At 55.4% G+C, this 14,269-nt stretch carries 16 protein-coding genes and 1 tRNA gene; 13 read left to right on the forward strand and 4 right to left on the reverse strand.

Going from position 1 to position 14,269, the window contains the following annotated elements; genetic code table 11:
- A complete protein-coding gene (locus EYR88_RS10980; protein ID WP_131089674.1) occupies positions 1–480 on the reverse strand; it encodes an FHA domain-containing protein in 480 nt (159 codons plus the stop codon).
- A complete protein-coding gene (locus tag EYR88_RS10985; protein WP_131089675.1) occupies positions 477–1,289 on the reverse strand; it encodes a DUF3662 and FHA domain-containing protein in 813 nt (270 codons plus the stop codon). Before EYR88_RS10985 ends, EYR88_RS10980 begins: the two co-directional genes overlap by 4 nt.
- Positions 1,290–1,570: 281 nt before the next feature.
- Between EYR88_RS10985 and EYR88_RS10990 the strand changes: the two genes are divergently transcribed.
- Both EYR88_RS10990 and EYR88_RS10995 read left to right on the forward strand, forming a co-directional pair.
- Positions 1,571–1,654, forward strand: a tRNA-Leu gene (locus EYR88_RS10990).
- A 345-nt stretch (positions 1,655–1,999) separates the two neighbouring features.
- Positions 2,000–2,536 carry a YdeI/OmpD-associated family protein gene (locus EYR88_RS10995; protein ID WP_131089676.1) on the forward strand — a complete coding sequence of 179 codons (537 nt, stop codon included), beginning with the start codon at positions 2,000–2,002 and terminating at the stop codon, positions 2,534–2,536.
- Between the two features lie 11 nt (positions 2,537–2,547).
- Here EYR88_RS10995 and EYR88_RS11000 read toward each other — a convergent pair whose 3' ends face one another.
- A complete protein-coding gene (locus EYR88_RS11000; protein ID WP_131089677.1) occupies positions 2,548–3,597 on the reverse strand; it encodes a LacI family DNA-binding transcriptional regulator in 1,050 nt (349 codons plus the stop codon).
- 177 nt (positions 3,598–3,774) lie between these two features.
- Here EYR88_RS11000 and EYR88_RS11005 point away from each other — a divergent pair, with 177 nt between their 5' ends.
- The 9 genes from EYR88_RS11005 to EYR88_RS11045 all read left to right on the forward strand — a co-directional run bounded on the left by EYR88_RS11005 (position 3,775) and on the right by EYR88_RS11045 (position 10,767).
- Positions 3,775–4,746, forward strand: a complete 972-nt coding sequence (locus EYR88_RS11005; RefSeq protein WP_131089678.1) for a nucleoside hydrolase — start codon at positions 3,775–3,777, stop codon at positions 4,744–4,746.
- Positions 4,747–4,833: 87 nt separating this feature from the next.
- Positions 4,834–5,532: a dienelactone hydrolase family protein gene (locus EYR88_RS11010; RefSeq protein WP_131089679.1), complete on the forward strand. Its 699-nt coding sequence runs from the start codon at positions 4,834–4,836 to the stop codon at positions 5,530–5,532.
- 57 nt (positions 5,533–5,589) lie between these two features.
- On the forward strand, positions 5,590–6,021 hold the full coding sequence (locus EYR88_RS11015; RefSeq protein ID WP_131089680.1) for a universal stress protein: 432 nt from the start codon (positions 5,590–5,592) through the stop codon (positions 6,019–6,021).
- Positions 6,022–6,108: 87 nt separating this feature from the next.
- A complete protein-coding gene (locus EYR88_RS11020) occupies positions 6,109–6,855 on the forward strand; it encodes a LysR family transcriptional regulator substrate-binding protein (protein ID WP_131089681.1) in 747 nt (248 codons plus the stop codon).
- Positions 6,856–6,887: 32 nt separating this feature from the next.
- Positions 6,888–7,676, forward strand: coding sequence for an enoyl-CoA hydratase-related protein (locus EYR88_RS11025; protein ID WP_131089682.1), 789 nt, complete (start codon positions 6,888–6,890; stop codon positions 7,674–7,676).
- A gap of 34 nt (positions 7,677–7,710) precedes the next feature.
- Positions 7,711–8,346 (forward strand): hypothetical protein, encoded by a 636-nt coding sequence (locus EYR88_RS11030; RefSeq protein ID WP_131089683.1) that lies wholly within the window; start codon positions 7,711–7,713, stop codon positions 8,344–8,346.
- 9 nt (positions 8,347–8,355) lie between these two features.
- Positions 8,356–9,255 carry a carbohydrate kinase gene (locus tag EYR88_RS11035; protein WP_131089684.1) on the forward strand — a complete coding sequence of 300 codons (900 nt, stop codon included), beginning with the start codon at positions 8,356–8,358 and terminating at the stop codon, positions 9,253–9,255.
- 1 nt (position 9,256) lies between these two features.
- The gene (locus EYR88_RS11040; protein WP_131089685.1) at positions 9,257–10,051 is read left to right on the forward strand and encodes an HAD family hydrolase; all 795 of its coding nucleotides are present in this window, start codon (positions 9,257–9,259) and stop codon (positions 10,049–10,051) included.
- A complete protein-coding gene (locus EYR88_RS11045; protein ID WP_131089686.1) occupies positions 10,048–10,767 on the forward strand; it encodes a glycerophosphodiester phosphodiesterase family protein in 720 nt (239 codons plus the stop codon). Before EYR88_RS11040 ends, EYR88_RS11045 begins: the two co-directional genes overlap by 4 nt.
- Before the next feature lie 68 nt (positions 10,768–10,835).
- Here EYR88_RS11045 and EYR88_RS11050 read toward each other — a convergent pair whose 3' ends face one another.
- Positions 10,836–12,047, reverse strand: a complete 1,212-nt coding sequence (locus EYR88_RS11050; protein WP_131089687.1) for a mandelate racemase/muconate lactonizing enzyme family protein — start codon at positions 12,045–12,047, stop codon at positions 10,836–10,838.
- A 270-nt stretch (positions 12,048–12,317) separates the two neighbouring features.
- On the opposite strand from EYR88_RS11050, the gene EYR88_RS11055 reads away from it, so the two are divergent.
- Together EYR88_RS11055 and EYR88_RS11060 are read left to right on the forward strand one after the other, a co-directional pair.
- Entirely contained in the window at positions 12,318–13,244 is a 927-nt protein-coding gene (locus EYR88_RS11055; protein WP_131089688.1) for a sugar ABC transporter permease, read from the forward strand.
- Entirely contained in the window at positions 13,237–14,217 is a 981-nt protein-coding gene (locus EYR88_RS11060; RefSeq protein ID WP_242632527.1) for a carbohydrate ABC transporter permease, read from the forward strand. Before EYR88_RS11055 ends, EYR88_RS11060 begins: the two co-directional genes overlap by 8 nt.
- Positions 14,218–14,269 lie beyond the last annotated feature (52 nt).

Genomic DNA, 14,269 nt, shown 5'->3' on the forward strand with positions numbered 1-14,269 from the left:
CTAGGCCTTCAATTCCAAGACAGTCTTTCCAATGCGGATCCGCTGTCCTAGTTCTACTGCTTGGGCGCGTGAAAGCTGGGTTTCACCGACAAAAGTTCCGTTGGTGGAGCCCAGGTCTTCAATGAACCAACGAGATCCCTGGGGGAAAAGGCGTGCGTGGCGACCAGAAGCGTAATCGTCATCCAAGACAACGGTGGCATCCTGAGCACGGCCGAACATGATCGGCTGACCGTTTAGTGGGATGCTGTTGCCAGCCAGCGGACCTTCAACGATGGCCAAGGTGGTAGCCGGCTTACGTGCTGGAGCTTCCGGTTCAGCCAGCTCGGGGTGCTTCTTGAGCTGACGGGCGCTTGGCTTGCCGGTGCGATCTCGTTTTCCGACGGCCAAATCACGGCGCATCGATCCGACAACGCTCAAAACGAGCAGCCAGATGAGTACCAGAAAGCCTAGTCGGAACAGGCTTAGAACCAGATCGTTCACGCGCGACCTCCATTATTCGAGGTAATTAGTCGGAAGACGATTTTTGTCTGACCGATAGTAATGATCGAGCCATCAAAAATACGAGTTTCGGCTGAAATCTTCTTGCCGTCGACGTAGGTTCCGTTGGTGGAACCCAAATCAGTGACGACAAAGCTAGTCTTGCCCCGGGTTTCCACGCGGATGTGCTGACGTGAAACTCCGGTGTCATCAACTGGGATGTCGGTGCTAGCCGAACGTCCCAGCACGATGGAGTGATGGTGTAGTGCATAACGCTGGCCGGCAACCTCGAGGATTGCCTGCTTCTGCGTTGGAACTTTGGGGATCTCTTCAATCGGGCGCACGGTTGGACGCGACTGCCCATTGGCGCTTGAAGAAGCTGAGGAAGACGGCTTGCCAATTGGCATCTTTACCGGAGCGGAAGCCGCTACATTGGAGCTGGATTCCTTGACGGATCCGCTGATTTCCATCTCACCAGGCTTAAAATCATCTTTGGAGACAAAGTGGATCATGATGTCACCGTGAACGGTGTAGTCCTGGACGGTTGCGTGTTCCGCGGTGACCTTAGCCATCTCGTTGACTACGGCACGTCCCCAGGTTTTTGCGGTCGAGAAGTCTTTGCTGCTCAACGAAATGACAAAGTCGTTCGGAGCAAGGCTGCGTCCTTCACTGATTGGAAGGATTCCGCGGTCCATTTCGTTACGCAGGGCGCTGGTCAGTTCAACTGGCTTCAGGTCTGCGGTGCTGGTTCCACGAAAGAAGCTTGTGACGACCTTCTCTAAGCCGCGTTCGACATTGTCGAGAAAGCCCATTATTCGTGCCCCTTCCTTGATGGTCCATTGCTTATCTAAGTGTCTCGCATTCAAGCTCAAAAGCAGTGAACACAGAACTTCATTATTGATCTTACTGTTTTCAGCTGTGGAAATGCCGAAAAATACGTGAGTGATAGAAGTATGGACCGCTTAATGACGTAGTAGTCAGAGGCTAGACCGTGTGTCTCTGACCACAGCCAAAGGTTTCGATTAGGCGAACACAAAATCTGTGTGTAAGCTATTTCTTGTTGCAAAAGCACGTGGCAACAAAAATTACATATGCGCGAGTGGCGGAATTGGTAGACGCGCTGGCTTCAGGTGCCAGTGATCGCAAGGTCGTGGGGGTTCAAGTCCCCCCTCGCGCACATATGAAAATAACCTCTGACAATGAATTAAAGTTCATGTCAGGGGTTATTTTGTTTTCTACGGCGGCCGCCATCGGGCAGCCCGCGCCTGCACACGGTCTCGGTGCAACACCAGATGATGAAGCCGTAACTCGTGACTAAACGCTGGCAGCGTTGAACAAATCGGCAGCAACGTCTTTGCCCTTTACTACGCGTCCGGTCTGCGTGCTGTCCTAAATCACACTGCGCATTCACGAGAATGCCGTGACTATACCTAGTTACCGCGTGTTGAATTCGCACCTCGTTCGGCAGCGTGGATCCATTACTGCATTAGACTTCCTTTGAGAATTCGAAAGGCAGAACATTATGGCGGCGTCTAAAGAACCATTTGAAGTGCACGGAACGATTGACTCCATTAATGAACATCGGATCCTGCGCTTGGACCAAGAATCGAGCGACCTGCTCTCAAGCCGCGGCCAGGTGGCGGTTGATCTGCTCGGAGAGTTTGCGGGCCGCACGATCGTTATCGACCCCGATGGGCGACGTGGCCATTGGATTGATCTCGCGAACGAACACGCGCCGGACATTGATGCTGCGCTAGGGGAGCGCGTTCACCTGGAGATGCAGCCAAGTTCGGTATGGCCTGAGACCGCAATTCCTGATGACTTGGCGCAGGCCTTGGATGAGGCTACCGATCTGGAATCGACCTGGACTAGTTTGACTCCGATGGCCCGCTGGGAGTGGGTCCGATGGGTTGGATCCACCAAGGCTCCAACAACTCGTCAACGCCGGGTAGAAGTGAGCATTTCCAAGCTGCGCGATGGAAAGCGTCGGCCTTGCTGCTTTGACCTGTCCTCGTGCACCAATCCGGAACTGGCAAAGAGCGGCAAGCTCATCGAATAGTGAGCCTTGAGCTAGCTTTGCTCTTCAGGTTGGGTTGATCCGCGGACAATCAGGGAACTGGGGAGCATGCTTTGCAATGGCTCGGGGCTCTGGCCGTTGATCAAACCCAGCAATTTGAGCGCGGCTTGTCGCCCACCCTCCTGCGCGTTGAGCTGCACCGAGGTAATGGCCGGATTAGATGTTGCGGAATACGGAAGGTCATCAAAACCTGCCACCGCGAGCTGCTGAGGAATACGGATGTCTAACGCACGGGTTGCATGAAGCACGCCAAAGGCGTGATTATCGGTGGCGCAGCCCAGTGCGGTGACACCAGCTTTTTCCCATGCTTCCCAGTTCTCACTGAAGACCTGGGAGGCTGCGGTGACATCGATCTTCGAGCTGGCTACCGAGCCGGGTAAGACTTCAATGCCGTATTCAGCTGCGGCTGCCAAAAATGCTTCGCGACGTACGGAGAGGGTTTCGGTTCCGGTGCTTGCGTCCAAATAGGCGGCCTTGCGATGTCCCAGCGCGGCAAAATGAGCAACAACATCGCGGGCGCCTTGGGCCACGTCCATGTTCACCGCGGGGAATTGCTCGCTAATGCCCGGGGCGTCGAGGGCCACCATAGGTAGATTGCCGGAGATCTCATCAAGAAATTCTTGGCTAGGCGCGTGAACGAGCAAACCGGCAGGGCGCAGGCCCATGATCTTTCGGGTTTCACTGGCGCTGGGGGAGACGCCGGCATCGGTGACCGAGAGCATGAGTTGGTAGTCGTTGGCCAGTACCGAGCGAACGCCGGCAATCACCTTGGCGAAAAAGGGGTTGGAAATATCTGGGGCCACCATGATGACCAGAGAACTGACACCCTTGGCTAGTGAGCTGCCGATGCTATCAACAAAGTAGCCCAACTCGCGGATGGCTTCGCGCACACGCTGTTCATTAACAGCCGAGACCCGCCCGGCAGACTTTCCATTGGCAACCAGCGAGACCGTTGCAGTAGAAACGCCGGCATGCGATGCAACCATAGCCGCGGTGACGCGTCGCGGTTCGCGGGAATTGCCGGTCTTTTCGCCATAGGTCATGGCACCATCGTAGTCGCTTAGTTCCCCGAGCACTCCCATAGTTAAGCGCTTGACGTAAACGAGCTAACAGGAAAGAATTAGCTCGAGCGAACTTGTCTGCAACAAGTCTCCGTTCACAATCATCTCCGCACCGCACACTGTAACCGGCCCCCTGCTGGTAGATATGAGGATGGCACCATGGCTCAGGACAGCATTACGCCCCGAAAGATCATTCTGGATTGCGATCCAGGCCATGATGACGCGGTAGCCATGATCCTTGCCCACGGCAGCCCAGCCATTGACCTATTGGCAGTAACCACCGTGGCTGGAAACCAGACCCTAGATAAGGTCACCGCCAACGCGCTGGCCGTGGGAACTATCGCAGGTATCACCGGGATTCCATTTGCCGCCGGTTGCTCCCGGCCGTTGGTGCGCGAAGTTGAAACCGCAGCCGACGTTCACGGTGACTCGGGCATGGACGGACCAGAACAGCCCGAATCCACCATCGAGTTGGACTCGCGCCATGCGGTAGATGTCATTATCGATCTGGTGATGAGCCACGAACCTGGAGAAATCACCCTAGTGCCCACCGGCGCACTGACCAATATCGCCTTAGCTGTACGCAAAGAACCACGCATCGTTTCTCGTGTTCGCGAAGTGGTGCTGATGGGCGGCGGCTACCACACCGGTAACTGGAGTGCGGTTGCAGAATTTAACATCAAGGTTGATCCGGAAGCGGCCCACATCGTCTTTAACGAGAAATGGCCGGTAGTGATGGTGGGCTTGGACCTGACCCATCAGGCGCTGGCCACTGCCGAGGTCGTGGCGAGCATTGAAAACATCGGCACCGCCCCGGCAAAGTTTGTCCGCGAACTGATGGACTTCTTCGCTCAGGCCTACCGTGATCACCAGGGCTTCGACGCTCCGCCGGTCCACGACCCCTGCGCCGTCGCCTATGTCATTGACCCGCGGATCGTGCGGACCGTCAAGGCACCGGTGAACGTGGAACTGCGCGGAGATCTGACCTTAGGTATGACCGTTACCGACTTCCGCGCCCCAGCCGATGAGAACTGCAATACTTCGGTTGCGGTAGATCTGGACCATGACGGATTCTGGAACCTGGTCACCGACGCATTGGTGCGCATCGGCGAGGTCACACCCGGAAAGTAGAACAACTTGGCTCTAATGTGGGGCAAGTCAATGCTATTTGGGGCAAGACCTGCATAAACTGGTGTCACACGAAGATCAGGAGGCGTAATGGCAGGAAAAACACCACACCAGAACGTGACGTTCCCATCCTCGGGTGCGCAGGCACACGGCTACCTCGCAGTACCTGTTTCAGGCAAGGGCCCAGGGGTCATTGTCATTCAGGAATGGTGGGGACTAACGGACCACATTCGCGACGTGGCAGACCGTCTGGCAGCGCTCGGCTTTGTTGCGCTGGCACCAGATCTTTACGGCGGATCAATCACCCATGACGGGGAAGAAGCCGGGCAAATGATGTCCGAACTTCCCGAAGACAAGGGTGCAAAGCTACTGGCCGGAGCGGTGGATTACCTGCTGGCCAGCGAACATGTCACCAGCAAGAAGCTTGGCGCTATCGGTTTCTGCATGGGTGGCGGCTTTGTTCTGCAGCTCGCCGCGCAGCAGGGAGAAAAAATTGCGGCCGCCGTCCCGTTCTACGGGGTAGGTCAAGGTGTGCCCAACGATTTCTCCGGCGTACGCGCCGCGATCCAGGGGCACTACGCCAACTTTGACGAAATGTACCCGCCAGAACAGGCGCGAGTTCAAGAAGAACAGATCCGTGAGCAGTCGGGCGCTCAGGTGAAGTACTTCTATTACGACGCCAAGCATGCTTTCCACAATGACGAAAACACCGCGGGAAATTACGACCCTGAGCAGGCAGTTATAGCTTGGGAACGCGCCGTCGGCTTTTTACAGGATAAAGTGGCCTAAAGGCCATAAAGTGTTATCCATCACTTAACAGCATCACTCACAATAAAGGAGCACAATATGTCAGAAACCATCATCGTAGGTGTCGACGGTTCGGAAACCGCTCAGCGCGCAGCACGTCGTGCTGCTGAATTGGCATTGAAGCTCGACGCCGAATTGGTGGTCATCACCGCCCACGCATCGGATAATACCGAAGTTGTTTCCATCGGCTCCGATACCTGGATCCTGGATGACGCAGAGCAGGCTCGCAAGCTCGCACAGCGTGTAGCTAACGACGTGAAGAACGCCGTTCCAGGCGTGAAGATCACCGCTGCTGCCGGTCACGGCAAGCCAGGCGACGTTCTGATCTCCGACGCTGAAGACCGCAAGGCTTCGATGATCGTTGTCGGTAACGTTGGCATGAAGGGTCTGGGCCGAGTGCTTGGTTCCGTTGCTTCCTCGGTTGCTCACTCCGCACCGTGCGACGTTTTGGTTGTAAAGACCGACAAGTAAGTCCACTTCTGGCCTACTTATCAGGCGGGTACCGATTCTTCGGTGCCCGCCTGCGGTATTTAACCCGCTACAGCGTAGGCTTAAGGGGTGCAAAAACTTCGAATCGCCTACGCCGCCGGCGTCACCCCCGGCAAATGGATGGATCGCTTCCAGGAGCGCTACCCGGACATGGAACTTAAAGCCTGGCGCCAGGACGAAGGATCGATTCTTGACCTTTTGGCCAACGACGAGGCCGACGCGGTCTTCGTGCGCTACCGCGGCGAGTCCCCAAAAGACGAAACCCGCCATGTGATCCCGCTGTATGAAGAACTCGAAGTGGTCTGTGCAGCTAAAGACCACGAGGTTGAATACTACGAGGAATCCATCCCTGCCAGTGTGGTGGAAGGCTTTGCGCAGTTAGACCTCGCAGACTACCCAGAAGCCGTGGGTGGCATCCCCACCGCCATGGAAGTAGTGGCCTCCGGCGCCCAAGTTTTGCGCGTTCCGCAGAGCATCGCGCGACTCTTTGCCCGCAAGGACGTAGTCAGCCGCTTCATCGAAGACGGTTCCCCGACCCAGGTAGGCATCGCCTGGCCATCATCGGTGGAAGACACCGTACTCTTAGAAGAATTTATTGGGATTGTCCGCGGACGCCGCGCTAACTCCTCCCGCCAAGCCTCGGTGCGCAACGAAGAACAAAAAGCCAAGCGCATTAACGACAAGGCGAAGCTGGACGCCAAGGTCAAATCCCTGGCCGCTGCCAAACGGCAAAAGGAACTGGCCAAGAAGCAGGCGCGAAGCAATGGTGGCAAGCCGGGGCGCTCAGGCGGATCCAAGGGTCGCAAAAAACGCTAGGAACCTCTCGGGTGCATGGGTAGAGTGAAGTCATGAAGCAATTTGATACGCTCGCGCTGTCTGCGCGTGGCCCAGCACTGATCCTGACCATCGACCAGCCCAAATCGCTGAACGCACTGGCCCAAGAGGTGGTTAATGACCTCGAAGCCTTTGTTGACTGGTTTGAAACCACCGGTTTTGAATACCGTGGTGTGATCATCACCGGAGCTGGCGAGAAGTCCTTTGTTGCCGGCGCCAATATCGTGCAGATGAATGCGATGGACGCCCAGGGCGCCTTGGCGTACGGACGCCAAATGCACGCTGTGACCGAACGTCTAGAAGCCTTGCAGGTCCCGGTGATTGCAGCGGTCAACGGCTTTGCCTTAGGCGGCGGCTGCGAGTTAGCACTGGCCTGTGACTTCATTTACGCCTCCGAGAAGGCAAGCTTTGGCCAGCCAGAGGTCACCCTAGGTTTGGTGCCCGGCTTTGGTGGATCGGTACGCCTGCCACGTCGAGTTGGCAACGCGCTGGCCCGCGAACTAATCTTCACCGGCCGACGGATCAAGGCCGAGGAAGCGTTGCGCATCGGACTAGCTAACCGTGTTGTCCCGGCCGAGGAACTGATCGATCAGGCGGTGGCTACCATCGAGGAAATTGCCGCTGTCGCACCCACTGCCGTAGCCAATGCCAAGTCCGCGTTGGTAGCCATGGATGCACTGAACACTCATGACGCACTCGTGGTGGAAGGCGAATCCTTCCAGCGTGCCTTTGCTACCAATGACTCGGTTGAAGGCCGCTCAGCATTTGTGGAAAAGCGCTCGCCGAATTTCCCGGGCAACTAGTGTGATGCACTACGGGCCGCACCCGGATCAATACTTGCAGTTTTGCCAACCAGAGCACACCACGGCCCAGGGGGCGGTGATGATCATCCATGGTGGCTATTGGCGTGAAAAGTACCGTGCAGATCTAGGACTGCCACTGGCTCAAGACTTAGCGCAGCGTGGGATCCCCGCCTATAACTTGGAGTACCGGCGTGGTCCGGGAAGTGCGGCAAAGATGTTGGCCGATGCCAGGTTGGCGCTGGGGCTGATTAAAGAGGAAGGGCCGATCACCTTGATCGGCCACTCCGCTGGAGCCCAGCTGGCTTGCGTATTGGCTGCGAGTGATCCTCGGGTGTCGCAGGTGATCAGTCAGGCAGGAGTGCTGGACCTAGAGTGGGCGCGCCGGCTAAAGCTCAGCGACGGGGCAGTGGATGAACTGTTGGCCGATGCACCTATGGCTATGTACAGTCCGGTGGAATTATGGCCAAGTACTGCCCGTGTCGTAATCTTTCATGGGCGAGACGATCAAGATGTTCCAGTGAAAATTGCTCGACTGGCTGCCGACAAAGCAGCGGCAGTGGGGCAGGAGTATCGCTTCGCACTGTTTGCCTCAGATCATTACACTTGGATTGATCCGCACAGTAGCCAATGGGCTGCCTGCGTGGCCGCCTTGTCACCCCTGCACTATTGAAGGAGCAGCATGAACCCGACCGTGATCGGTGAAGCACTGGTCGACGTCTTGGCCTCCGGCATTACCCCCGCCCAAGAATTTGTGGGCGGAAGCCCACTGAACGTCGCGGTATCACTGGCTCGTTTGGGTTATCCCGGAACGCTGATCTCCCGTTGGGGTGCTGACGATAAGGGCCGCAAGATCGAGGTCTATCTCGAAGAAAACAACGTGAAGTACATCGGTGGCGCCGATGACGAGGCCACCGTCATTGCCCACGGTATCTTGGACCCGGCCGGCGGTGCGGCGTTCGCGTTTAACGCTTACTGGCAGATGCCAACCATCGGCCCTGAGTTGCCTCAAGATGTTGAGCTGGTGCACACCGGTTCCATCGCTACCCTCTTTAGCCCAGAAGAGCTGTTGCCGTTGCTCTCGGCGGCCCGCACTCACGCGACCATCAGCTATGACCCGAACCTGCGCCCCTCGTTGGTGACCAACCATTCCCAGACCGTGGCCGAGGTGGAACGCTTTGTCGCGCAAGCAGACGTGGTGCGTGTTTCAGGCATCGATCTAAAGTGGATGTACCCGATGCGTTCGGTTAAGGAATCTGCGCGAGCCTGGCTAGACATGGGCCCGGCCATCGTTGTGTCCACCGCAGGATCACGTGGGTCTTGGGGCATCGTCCGGGCCGGAGATGCAGAATTTACCGCGGAACCTGTGGAAGTCACCGACACCGTGGGCGCTGGCGATACCTTCACCGCGGCGTTGCTGTGCTGGCTTGCCGAGCACGGCATGATCGGTGCATCCAACCGCGAAAAACTGGCCAAACTGCAGATCAACGAACTCTCGCAGGCCCTAGAATTTGCGGCCAAAGCATCGGCGGTCACGGTGCAACGAGCTGGCGCTAACCCGCCACGACGCGAGGAGCTCTAGGGTGATCAAGCTGATCGCCTCGGACCTGGACGGGACTATCGTTTCCCCGGACGGGACCATTTCCGAGCGTACTCGACGCGCATTCTTAGACGCTCGAGAAGCCGGAATCCAGATCGTATTTGTCACCGGCAGACCCTTTCGCTGGCTAAGTCCGATCATCCAAGCCTTTGGTGGCTTAGGCACGGTGATCTGTTCCAACGGCGCGGTGCTCTACGACTTAGAACAAGACGAAGTGATCTGGTCACGCACGCTCAGCGCTGCTTTGGCACGTAAAGCTGCAGAAATCATTTTGCAGGTGGACCCGGAAGCTAGCTTTGCCGCCGAAACCACCAAGGGCTTGCACCTCTCGGACGGTTTTGCCGAACCCCATCATCGACTTGATGACTGTGCGGAATTGGATCTAACGTCGGATGAAATTGATCAAGAAGGCATCGTTAAGTTCCTAGCTCGCTCAAGAAAACTGACGATGGATGATTTTTATGCTGCGGTGCAGCCTGAATTACATCAACTAGTATCAATCACTCATTCGGCTTTTGACGTTTCCCTTTTAGAGATGGCCCACGTGGATATCAACAAAGCCAAGACGTTGAACGAGTATTGCCAACGCTTGGGTATCACCCCTGATGAGGTTATGGCGTTTGGGGATATGCCCAACGATATTCAGATGCTCGAATTTGCCCAACATGGCTACGCCATGGCTTCGGGGCACCCGACCACGTTGGCTTGTGCCCGCTACCAAGCACCATCCTTTGCCGAGGATGGCGTCGCCCAAATCATTGAGGGACTACTGAAATGACTTTCGCTTTTGCACACCGTGGTGTCCGCACCGGGGATGAAGAAAATACGCTCATCGCTTTCCAGCGTGCAACTGCCTTGGGCGTGACCCATTTGGAATCAGACCTGCATGCCTCAGCCGATGGCACCGTGTTCCTGTTCCACGATGAGACCTTGGATCGGGTCACCAATGCCAGCGGAAAATTTGTTGAGCGCACCGACGCAGAATTGGCTGAAGTCCTTGCTGGTGGTCAGCCGTTATGCACCCTGGATGAGGTGCTGGATGCTTTCCCTGAAGCTATCTTCAACTTGGATGTCAAAGATGATCTGGTCATTGGACCACTGGCGGAATTGATTGAACGCCGTGGGGCGCACGAACAAATCGCGATTGCCGCATTCCAAAGTGCGCGCACCCACGCGGTGCAACATCTGCTCTCAGCACCCATCAAGCGCTCGCCGGGACGCCGGGAAATCACAGTGATGTGGATCAGCGCCCATCTTTTAGGCTGGGTACCTAAGAAGCTGGTCAAGGGGTACTGGGCCGTTCAGATTCCATTTAAGCTACACGGACTGCCGGTGGCTACCAACCGCTTCACCAAGGCCATACAGCGCGCCGGAGCGCAGGTGCACGTGTGGACCGTCAACGACGAACCAATCATGAGGTTATTGGTTGAACGCGAAGTTGACGCGATTATTTCCGATGAGGCTGAGCTGCTGATGAAGGTTCTGGAAGCCTAAAGCAGTCAGCAAAAAAGGTTTAGGTAGAAATCCGCACGAGAGTTCACCGGCCTATTTGCTAGGCGGATCTACTTGCCTGCCCCGAGGGTGCAGTGCTTGAGCGTATGTTGATTCATTATTTCCGTTTCTGGCTCAAAACCTATTCCTGGCGCTGTTGGAAGAGGCAAGGTGCCCTCGGAGCTAAGCAGAGCTTGATGCGGCGCATGCCATGAATGCAGTTGCACTTCCCAATCGAGGAATGGAATTTCCAGCTCTGGTCGAATGTGCCCGTCTTCAAGACGCACTGGTGGATCCAGAGCAATGATCTGCGCGCTGGCTAGAAGTGCTGGTCCGAAGTAGAAGCAATGGGGAATGACGTGCACGTTGAGTCTTCTACCGGCTTCGCGCACCTGCAACATTGCACTGACTCCACCGATCTTGCCGATGCTTGGCTGGGCAAACTCTAGGGCACCGCGCGCCATGTCATTGATGAGGCCATTGGTACCTGAGTGATTCTCACCTGCGGAAACATTGCTGAATTCGGAATTCAGTGCTTGCAGTGACTGCGAATCATCTGGTGGGAAAACTGGTTCCTCGATCCACAAGAGGTTCATGTCGGAAAGCTGTTCAAAAGCCGCACGGGCCTCCGACAATTTCCATTTGCAGTTCACATCGACCATCAACGGGTAGTCTCCGACGGCCTGCCGTGCTGCCTGAATTGCTGGTCTCGAGGATTCGTGTAATTTGAATGCCTTGAATCCACGGGACATAGCGCGGGAAAGGTGGAAGGAAACCTCTCCCGGGTCCTCGGCGTAATGAACCAGCGATGCATAGGCGTTGATCTCGTGGCGAGAATTGGCATTAATGTACTCACGCAGGGTTTTGCCGGCCCGCTTCGACGCAATATCCCATAGCGCGATGTCGATAGCAGACAGCGCATATTCAACAGGACCACTACGCCCGAATGCATGAAAGGCGTATTCCGCGGCGGGAAGACACTCGTCCAACTCAGTGCTTCGCCCCAAGAAGAAGGGCGCCACAATATGCTCAAGTGCTGCCCACGTAGCTGGATTCGCCTTGTGCCCAAAGCCTTCACCCCAACCGACAAGTCCCTGGACGGTCGTGATTTTTACGATCAAGGATTCCATCTGGGTGAAAGCCCGCGATGATGCATTGAAAGTATCGATTGATTCCGCATTGGAATCTTCTGTTTTGCGACGCATCGCGTCAAATGGCAGCGAAATTAGATAGAGTTCTATGGACTCAACAATGTCCTTAAATTCGCTTCTGACCTGAGACAATTTATGAATCCTTCATTGAATCACTGATTTTTCTGGAGGGCACCCTTGAGGCCCGAGAGTTGGCATTGAGGATGTAAGCGCCACTACTGCAACTCATCTTACGAATGTGGTTGACCTCACGTTGGTCTTTAGTTTAGCGTTATGGAACAGAGATTGGAAAGCGCATTCCAACGTGTGTTGGCGAAGCATTTCTTAAAGCAAGGAGTCAGTCATGTCGGTCCCGATTCGCAAGGGGCACCCTAGCGTTCTGATGAAAGGAGGTGATGGCCAGTGAGCGCCATTGCCGAGTTGCAAAGCCTGAGTAAGAGTAAAGGTAAGAAGGCTCCTGCAAAAGATAACAAGGCCGCCCATATCTTCCTGATTCCATGGACGATAGGGCTCTTCCTGGTCACTTTGGGACCGATGGCGATGTCCTTATATCTCGCTTTTACGGACTACAACCTGTTGCAGTCACCGGAATTTACCGGGTTTGCAAACATCGAGCGGATGTTGGACGACCAACGACTGCATAATTCGCTGCGTGTGACCTTTACCTACGTTCTTATCGGTGTCCCGCTGCAACTTGCAGTTGCCCTCGCTGTTGCAATCTTGCTGGACCGGGGAATGCGCGGACTATCGTTCTACCGATCCGTTTTCTACCTCCCATCAATGCTCGGCTCGTCAGTAGCCATCGCAGTGTTGTGGAAGCAGATCTTTGGAACGACCGGCCTGGTCAACCAGATGCTCGAACTTGTAGGGATCCAAGGTATTGGCTGGATTTCGGATCCGAACACATCGCTTGGAAGCCTGATCCTGCTGAACGTCTGGACCTTCGGATCACCCATGGTGATCTTCTTGGCTGGATTGCGCCAAGTTCCTGCCATGTACTACGAAGCCGCGTCCATTGACGGCGCATCCAAGTGGCGTCAGTTCCGGAGCATTACGCTCCCGATGATTAGCCCGATTATCTTCTTCAACCTCGTTTTGCAGATCATCGGAGCTTTCCAGAACTTCACCCAAGCCTTCATTGTTTCCAACGGTTCGGGCGGACCGGCCGACTCCACGATGTTCTTCACTCTGTATCTGTATCAGCAAGGCTTCAAGCAATTCGACATGGGATACGCATCGGCCATGGCCTGGCTCTTGGTCCTCATCGTCGGCGCTTTTACCGCCGTGAACTTCTTAGTTTCAAAGTATTGGGTGTTCTACGATGACTAATCAAACTTCGGTACCGCAGTCAGAAGATCTTGAACAAACTCCGCAAGATCATGCTCTCGACGAGGAAAAGATGATGGGCCAGAACCTGCCGGTCGGCGGAACTGATGCCACCGGGCGCAGGGTTAAAGGCCATCGGCCAAAGGCGCGCACACCGCTTCGTTCCGTCGTAAAACACACACTGTTGCTGCTGGCCGCAGGGGTAATGATTTACCCGCTGTTGTGGATGGTAGCCAGTTCTTTCAGGCCTAATGATCTGATTTTCCGCGAAGCTGGCCTCGTCATTTCGCAGGTAGATTGGAACAACTACCCCAATGGTTGGGACGCCCTTTCTGAGCCGTTCAGCAAGTACCTGCTGAACTCGGCCGTCCTGGTCATTGGATGCATCGTCGGAAATCTTGTTTCGTGTTCAATGGCCGCTTATGCCTTTGCCCGACTTGAGTTCAAATTCAAGAAGATCATGTTTGTGCTCATGCTGATGACCATCATGCTTCCGATTCACGTGATCATCGTGCCGCAGTACGTCATGTTTTCTCAGATCGGATGGGTCAACACCTTCTGGCCGATTATCGTCCCGAAGCTGCTGGCAACCGACGGTTTCTTCATCTTCCTCATGATCCAGTTCATTCGAGGTATCCCTAAAGATATGGACGAAGCTGCCCGTATCGACGGTGCCGGACACCCCCGGATCTTCCTGCAGGTCATCTTGCCGCTGATGGTTCCAGCGTTAGCGACCACAGCGATTTTCACCTTCATCTGGACCTGGAGCGACTTCTTCACTTCCTTGATCTACCTGACCAATCCAAGCAATTACACGGTGCAGGTGGCATTGAACGCCTTCATTGATTCAACGGGTGAATCGAACTGGGGAGCCCTGTTCGCCATGTCGATCGTTACGCTCGTCCCGGTCTTCCTAGCATTCCTCTTCGGTCAAAAATATCTGGTCAAAGGCATTGCTACTACCGGCATCAAATAAGGAAAGAGATTGGCCCGGCGTTTCAGACTCCGGGCCAATCGCATCTTGTCAT

It is taken from the genome of Arthrobacter sp. S41, from assembly GCF_004320535.1.
Classification (GTDB): Bacteria; Actinomycetota; Actinomycetes; order Actinomycetales; family Micrococcaceae; genus Glutamicibacter.

What these genes read in the sequence shown, in the direction of transcription:
- EYR88_RS11060 (WP_242632527.1), top strand. Translation starts at nt 13,237, where the DNA reads ATGACTAATCAAACTTCGGTACCGCAGTCAGAAGATCTTGAACAAACT.
- EYR88_RS10985 (WP_131089675.1), bottom strand. Translation starts at nt 1,289, where the DNA reads ATGGGCTTTCTCGACAATGTCGAACGCGGCTTAGAGAAGGTCGTCACA.
- EYR88_RS11000 (WP_131089677.1), bottom strand. Translation starts at nt 3,597, where the DNA reads ATGACCTATGGCGAAAAGACCGGCAATTCCCGCGAACCGCGACGCGTC.
- EYR88_RS11035 (WP_131089684.1), top strand. Translation starts at nt 8,356, where the DNA reads ATGAACCCGACCGTGATCGGTGAAGCACTGGTCGACGTCTTGGCCTCC.
- EYR88_RS11010 (WP_131089679.1), top strand. Translation starts at nt 4,834, where the DNA reads ATGGCAGGAAAAACACCACACCAGAACGTGACGTTCCCATCCTCGGGT.
- EYR88_RS11005 (WP_131089678.1), top strand. Translation starts at nt 3,775, where the DNA reads ATGGCTCAGGACAGCATTACGCCCCGAAAGATCATTCTGGATTGCGAT.
- EYR88_RS11045 (WP_131089686.1), top strand. Translation starts at nt 10,048, where the DNA reads ATGACTTTCGCTTTTGCACACCGTGGTGTCCGCACCGGGGATGAAGAA.
- EYR88_RS10995 (WP_131089676.1), top strand. Translation starts at nt 2,000, where the DNA reads ATGGCGGCGTCTAAAGAACCATTTGAAGTGCACGGAACGATTGACTCC.
- EYR88_RS11025 (WP_131089682.1), top strand. Translation starts at nt 6,888, where the DNA reads ATGAAGCAATTTGATACGCTCGCGCTGTCTGCGCGTGGCCCAGCACTG.
- EYR88_RS11015 (WP_131089680.1), top strand. Translation starts at nt 5,590, where the DNA reads ATGTCAGAAACCATCATCGTAGGTGTCGACGGTTCGGAAACCGCTCAG.